The organism is Geodermatophilus obscurus (assembly GCF_900143215.1).
Taxonomy (GTDB): domain Bacteria; phylum Actinomycetota; class Actinomycetes; order Mycobacteriales; family Geodermatophilaceae; genus Geodermatophilus; species Geodermatophilus obscurus_A.
Genome location: NZ_FRDM01000108.1, coordinates 1 through 1,096, shown reverse-complemented (window position 1 = coordinate 1,096; position 1,096 = coordinate 1). Strand labels below are relative to the sequence as shown.

Below are 1,096 nucleotides of genomic sequence, written 5' to 3'. Positions count from 1 at the left end.
TGGACCTGGCCATCCTCATCCGGACGGTCCGTGCCGTCCTGCGGTGCTCCGGCGCCTACTGAGTCCGGGATCCGCCGCGCAGGCCGACCGAGAGGTCAGCCGGCGCGGCGGCCCAGGGCGCGGTAGGTCCACCCGGCGGCGGTCCAGGCCTCGCGGTCCAGGGCGTTGCGCCCGTCGAGCACCCGCTTGCTCGCCACGATGTTGCCGAACGCGACCGGGTCCAGCTCGCGGTAGGCCCGCCACTCGGTGAGCACCAGCACCGCGTCCGCGCCGGCGGCGGCCTCCTCGGCGGTGGCCGCGTAGTCCAGCTGCGGCCACAGCCGGCGGGCGTTGTCGATCGCGGCCGGATCGGTGACGGTCACGTCGGCGCCTTGGAGCTGCAGCTGGGCGGCGACGTTGAGCGCCGGGGAGTCGCGGATGTCGTCGGAATCGGGCTTGAACGCCGCGCCGAGCACGGCGATGTGCTTGCCCAGCAGGGAGCCGTCGCAGACCTCCCGGGCGAGCTCCACCATCCGGATCCGGCGGCGCATGTTGATGTTGTCCACCTCGCGCAGGAACGTCAGTGCCTGATCGGCGCCGAGCTCTCCGGCGCGGGCCATGAAGGCGCGGATGTCCTTGGGCAGGCAGCCGCCGCCGAAGCCCAGGCCGGCGTTGAGGAACTTGCGGCCGATCCGGTCGTCGTAGCCGATCGCGTCGGCCAGCTGCTTAACGTCGGCGCCGGTGGCCTCGCACAGCTCGGCCATCGCGTTGATGAAGGAGATCTTGGTGGCCAGAAACGAGTTGGCCGCGGTCTTCACCATCTCCGAAGTCGCGTAGTCCGTGACGACCTGTGGGGTCCCCCGGGCCACGATCGGCGCGTAGACCTCGTCGAGCAGGGCGCGGGCGCGCTCACCATCCCCGTCGACCGGCAGGCCGTAGACCAGCCGGTCGGGGTGCAGCGTGTCGGCCACCGCGAAGCCCTCGCGGAGGAACTCCGGATTCCACGCCAGCAGCGCCCCGGGCACCTTGCTCCCGACCAGCTCGGCCAGGCGCCCGGCGGTGCCCACCGGCACGGTGGACTTGCCGACCACGAGTTCGCCCGGCTCGAGCACCTGCA

General features: G+C 72.4%; 1 protein-coding gene. It reads right to left on the bottom strand.

The genetic code is table 11. The annotated features are described in order from the left end of the window. Positions 1-95: 95 nt before the first annotated feature. A partial coding sequence (locus BUB17_RS25230) for a UDP-glucose dehydrogenase family protein (protein ID WP_072921606.1) occupies positions 96-1,096 on the bottom strand: 1,001 nt, incomplete at its 5' end.